Raw genomic sequence first — 736 nt, forward strand, 5'->3', positions numbered from 1 at the left:
TAGAGTTGAGTGAGATTTTCTCAAGGCAGACGGAACAGCAGCGTCAGTCTAAAGCCTTGAACGTATGGCTGATTGTGACGAATTGGATGACCCTTCTTAAGACGATGCATGGTACGCAAGAAGATCGCGAAAGTAACCCTAAAGCTATTCAGCATGGTGTGTATCAAGTCTTAGACTTTATCGTTCCGCATTTAAGAGAGCCTGAGCAAGCTGAGCTTGCCAAGCTTCAAGAGGGTTATTGCTTCGATGAGGTTCTGCCAGGCGTTTAGCTTTCTGTACTTTCTTCTTCATCTTCCAAAAAGTGCGAGAAATTTCGGTTTAATGCGTTTCTCGCTTCTTTGACGCCTGTTCCTTTCAAACTCGAAAACAACAAAATATCATTGATAAAACCGTGATCTTCCAGTGCTTTGCGTACCTGTAAGAGAACAGTTTTAGCTGGCCCATATTTCAATTTGTCTGCTTTCGTCAAAAGAATGGTTGTACTGAGTTCGCTCTTTTTGCTCCAGTCGAGCAGCATCGTGTCGAACTCTGTAAGGGGCTTTCGGATATCCATAATCAGCACTAAGCCTACTAGGCTGTCTCTGTTTTGAAGGTAATCTTCAAGGTGGCGTCCCCATGCTTCCTTCATGTCTAGGGACACTTTTGCATAGCCGTAACCCGGTAAGTCGACCAAGCGCACGCCTTCTATATCTAGGGAGAAGAAATTGATCAGTTGCGTGCGACCAGGTGTTTTACT

Annotated in this window: 2 protein-coding genes; one reads left to right on the forward strand and one right to left on the reverse strand. The window is 44.7% G+C overall.

Going from position 1 to position 736, the window contains the following annotated elements; genetic code table 11:
- On the forward strand, positions 1-269 hold a 269-nt coding region (locus tag A3739_RS00540; protein WP_304440231.1), incomplete at its 5' end, for a TetR/AcrR family transcriptional regulator.
- Here the strand turns inward: A3739_RS00540 and yihA are convergent.
- A partial coding sequence (gene yihA / locus A3739_RS00545; RefSeq protein WP_068499755.1) for a ribosome biogenesis GTP-binding protein YihA/YsxC occupies positions 266-736 on the reverse strand: 471 nt, incomplete at its 5' end. The two genes, A3739_RS00540 and yihA, sit on opposite strands and share 4 nt — an antisense overlap.

The sequence above is a fragment of the Oleiphilus sp. HI0067 genome (genome assembly GCF_001635735.1).